Below are 4,253 nucleotides of genomic sequence, written 5' to 3' on the forward strand. Positions count from 1 at the left end.
GCAAAATCCCCGACAGCGTGCCGGACCGCGCCGCACTCGAGCCGCATCTGCACAAGCCGCTGTCGTCGGTCCCCAACCCCTTCGGCGGCGACTATGCCAGCTTCGCCGACCACAACAACGCGATGCTTTGCCGCTTCCTCGACACGTTCGGCTTCGACTACGAGTTCGCCAGCGCGACGCAATACTACAAGTCCGGCCGTTTCGATGCGATGCTCAAGCGCGCCGCCGAACGCTATGAGCAGATCATGGCGGTGATGCTGCCGACGCTCGGGCCTGAGCGGCAGGCGACCTACAGCCCGTTCCTGCCGATCTCGCCGAAGAGCGGCCGCGTGCTTTACGTGCCGATGAAGCATGTCGACGCCAAGGCCGGCACCATCACCTTCGACGACGAGGGCACCGAGACCACGCTTTCGATCACCGGCGGCCGCGTGAAGCTGCAGTGGAAGCCGGATTTCGGCATGCGCTGGGCAGCGCTTGGCGTCGATTTCGAAATGTTCGGCAAGGACCACCAGACCAATGCGGTGGTCTACGACCGCATCTGCAACATTCTGGGCGGACGGGCGCCGGAGCATTTCGTCTACGAACTGTTCCTCGATGAGAACGGCCAGAAGATTTCGAAGTCGAAAGGCAACGGGCTGACCATCGACGAGTGGCTGACCTATGCGCCGACCGAAAGCCTGGGGCTCTACATGTACCAGCGGCCGCGGCAGGCCAAGAAGCTGTATTTCGACGTCATCCCGCGGGCCGTGGACGAATACTATACGTTCCTCGCCGCCTATCCCCGGCAGGACTGGAAGGAACGGCTGGGCAACCCGGTCTGGCATATGCATGACGGCAACCCGCCCGCGATCGACATGCCGGTGCCGTTCTCGCTGCTGCTCAATCTGGTCAGCGCCTCCAACGCGCAGAACAAGGATGTGCTGTGGGGGTTCATTTCACGTCATACGCAAGGCGTGACGCCAAAGACGCATCCCGAGCTCGACCGGCTGGTCGGCCATGCGATCCGCTATTTCGACGATTTCGTGAAGCCGACGAAAACCTTCCGGCCTGCCGACGAGGTCGAGCGCGAGGCGCTGGCAGCCCTCGACGAAGCGCTTGGGGCGCTGCCGGCCGACGCCAACGGCGAAGCGATCCAGAACGCCTCGCTCAACGTCGCGCGCAGGATCGAGCGCTATCAGGATCATTCCAAGCAGAGCCCGGAGGGTGGCCCCGGCGTATCGGGCGCCTTCTTCCAGATGATCTATCAGGTGCTGATCGGCCAGGAGCGCGGCCCGCGCTTCGGCTCGTTCGCAGCGCTCTACGGCGTTGCCGAGACACGTGCGCTCATTGAGCGGGCGCTGGCTGGTCAGCTGGCTTGAGCACGCCGTCGACCTCTTCCAGGATCGAACCCGGCGCCTGAGGCGCCTGGCGTGGCGCGGCCGGCATCGCCGGCATGCCGGACAGATCGGGCGCCGATCCGAAAATGCCCTTCTTCGCCGTGCGTGCCATGTCGCCAGCCTCGACATAGGGTCCGCCCTTGGCGGCGCGCGCCCAGCCATTTTCGACCAGCCACTGACCGACATCCTGCTTGCCGATCCGGCACTCGGCTGCGATCAGGTCGCGGCCACCTTCCGGCGGCACGGTGCAGACCACCGCGCGGCCGCGCAGGAAGGCGCGGAACGCCGTCCGCGCCCGGACGCCGCACGGCCAGGGCTTGCCGTCCTCGCTGCAGGTCTCGTCCTGCCTGACGATATCGATGCCGGAAACCGCGACCGAGTAGCCCTTCGCCTCGATCAGGCCGGCGGCCGGCGCAACCGGCTGGAACAGCTTTGTGCCGTTCCAGTCGTCGGGCATTTTCGGCTTGGGCGGCACGGCCAGCGCGAGCTTGCTCAACGGTTCGCGCGGCTCGACCCGTTCAAGCCCCTCGGCGGGCAGTTCCGGTGACGCGACGATTTGGGGATCGATCGCCCTCGAATGCAGCACCGGCTTTGGCGGCTGCGGGGCTGCTATGGCCGATGTGGCCGGCTCCTGCGGCACCGTCCCGGCAGCCTGCTGCGCCATCGTGTCGGCGCCCGGATCAAGCTGGTCCACCGTGATGACGCTTTCACTTCCTTTCAACGTGCGACCGCCAGTGACGACCATGGCCGCCATCACAGGCACCATCAGAACCGCCAGCGCATGATGGAGAAGCCGCACCAGCCGGACCTATTGGCTTGCCCAGACAATCCGCGCCACCCATTCGACATCGCGCATGGGAATATCGCGGTCGGGATGATCGGGATTGAGCGAGACCAGCGCAATCGACTTGACGGTCTGGCGCTCGAGCACCTTGGCCATCACCTCGCCTGATGTGGTCTTGACGACGACGCGATCGCCCTTGCGGGTGACGGCGCCCGGTTCGACGATGAGGACGTCGCCATTGCGGTAGAGCGGCAGCATGGAATCGCCTTGCACCTGCAGCGCGTAGGAACTCTCGGTCGATTGCGCCGGCAGTTCGATCAGATCCCAACCCTGCCCGACTGGAAAGCCGGCATCGTCGAAGAAGCCGCCGGCGCCGGCTTGGGCAAAGCCGAGCAACGGCACGGAGCTTCTGCGGGCGACCGAAGCGGCATGGCTGGTCGAAGCACCATTGCTGATCCCGGGCCGGCCTTCGATCAGACCGGTGAATTCGTCGAGTGAGGCGCCCGTCGCCTCGATGATCTTGGCCAGCGATTCGGTCGAGGGCCAGCGTGGTCGGCCATCCGACGACAAACGCTTCGACTTGTTGAAGGCAGTGGAATCGAGCCCCGCACGCTTGGCCAAACCCGAGGCCGAAAGCGAATAACGCTTGGCAAGAGCATCGATGGCAGCCCAGACTCGGTCGTGCGAGAGCATGCTCGCTCTCCTTCGGTGCAGGAAAAAATACCTTTCCCTTCTAGTCTTGGAATGTCGTTTTGTCCACCGGTCGTGGAGTGGTTGCAAACGTTTCCGTCGATCGCGGAAAGTCCGACTACCGGGATCGATCGACGCCCTTGGCCAAGCTGCGCAGACCCTGGTGCGATGTCATGAAAATCCGCTCCGTTTGCGTCGGTGGCCGCGGGTTCACGGCACGACCAAGTGCCGCAACGACCTCGTCAATCTCAAGAAAGTTGCGAGCCTTGCGATCGTAGACGCCGGCTGTCGTCAGGATCAACGCGGCCGTCTCGCCATTGTCGAGGACGAAGCGGTGCTTGCCTACAACCTGGGTGCCTTCCCAGGTCTCGATCGAGGACACCACTTCGAAGCGGCGCCACAGCCTGATCTCGCGTGCATAGACCGCTTGCAGTCCGCCCATCATCGGCGCCCAGCCATTCTTCCTTGCCAGCGTGATGAGGCCTGCACGAACAAACAGGTCGATGCGGCCGAGATCGGCCAGCATCATGTAGCGCGCATTGTTGAGATGGATGTTGAAATCGATGTCGGTCGGCAGGCAGCGGAAAGCCAGCCGGCCTTCGCCGCCCATCGCATAGGGGCCACGGCTGCGTGCCGTGGCCATCATGCGCACCATGCGCGCCCAGACATACATTACAGCGCCCCATGTCCTCTTGGACGCGCGAAGGTCGCTGCAAGACGCTTGATTTTGCCCATGCGTCAGGCTGCCTGCTTCACGTCGCCTTTCGCATAGGGATCGAAGCGCTGGTAGAAGGTCTCGCCCTTCTCGGCCATGTCGAGCAGCAGCTTGGGTGCCTTGAACTCGGCGCCGTATTTCTTCTGCAGGTTCTTGGCGATCTTGACGAACGCCTTGGCGCCGATGCCGTCGATGTAGGACAGCGCACCGCCGGTGTAGGGCGCGAAGCCGAAAGCGAGGATCGAGCCGACATCGGCCTCGCGCGGGTCGGTGACGATGCCTTCTTCCATCACCCGCGCCGCTTCCAGCGCGATGGTGACCAGCAGCCGCAGCTGCAGTTCCTCATAATCGACCTTCTCGGGTGCAAGCTGCGGATAGAGCTCCCTAAGGCCCGGCCACAGTTTCTTCTTGGCTGGCTTTGCCGGGTAATCGTAAAAACCCTTGCCATTCTTGCGGCCGAAGCGGCCGTGATCGTCGACCATGGTGTCGATCAGCGCCATCTGCTTGGGATCGACCGCCTTGTCGCCCAGATCCCTGATGGTCTGCTTCATGATCTTCTGGGCAAGGTCGATGGCCGTCTCGTCGGTTAGCGCCAGGGGGCCGACCGGCATGCCTGCTGCCTTCGCCGCGTTCTCGATCATCGGCGCGGGAACGCCCTCGATCAGCATCTTGTAGGCTTCCGACATGT

5 protein-coding genes are annotated in these 4,253 nt (G+C 63.9%); 1 reads left to right on the forward strand and 4 read right to left on the reverse strand.

The window, feature by feature from the left end; translation table 11 throughout:
- Positions 1–1,358 (forward strand): lysine--tRNA ligase (locus tag EN749_RS31795; RefSeq protein WP_128364643.1); only part of this gene is annotated, 1,358 nt, incomplete at its 5' end.
- Here the strand turns inward: EN749_RS31795 and EN749_RS31800 are convergent.
- The 4 genes from EN749_RS31800 to EN749_RS31815 all read right to left on the reverse strand — a co-directional run.
- The gene (locus tag EN749_RS31800; RefSeq protein WP_348629400.1) at positions 1,324–2,175 is read right to left on the reverse strand and encodes a thermonuclease family protein; all 852 of its coding nucleotides are present in this window, start codon (positions 2,173–2,175) and stop codon (positions 1,324–1,326) included. The genes EN749_RS31795 and EN749_RS31800 overlap by 35 nt on opposite strands.
- Positions 2,176–2,184: 9 nt before the next feature.
- Positions 2,185–2,853 (reverse strand): helix-turn-helix transcriptional regulator, encoded by a 669-nt coding sequence (locus EN749_RS31805; RefSeq protein ID WP_127268614.1) that lies wholly within the window; start codon positions 2,851–2,853, stop codon positions 2,185–2,187.
- Positions 2,854–2,968: 115 nt separating this feature from the next.
- Complete coding sequence (locus EN749_RS31810; RefSeq protein WP_127396042.1) at positions 2,969–3,523, reverse strand: thioesterase family protein; 555 nt, start codon at positions 3,521–3,523, stop codon at positions 2,969–2,971.
- A 65-nt stretch (positions 3,524–3,588) separates the two neighbouring features.
- On the reverse strand, positions 3,589–4,253 hold a 665-nt coding region (locus EN749_RS31815; RefSeq protein ID WP_245491538.1), incomplete at its 5' end, for a 3-hydroxyacyl-CoA dehydrogenase family protein.

The organism is Mesorhizobium sp. M7A.F.Ca.ET.027.02.1.1 (assembly GCF_004022985.1).
GTDB lineage: Bacteria > Pseudomonadota > Alphaproteobacteria > Rhizobiales > Rhizobiaceae > Mesorhizobium.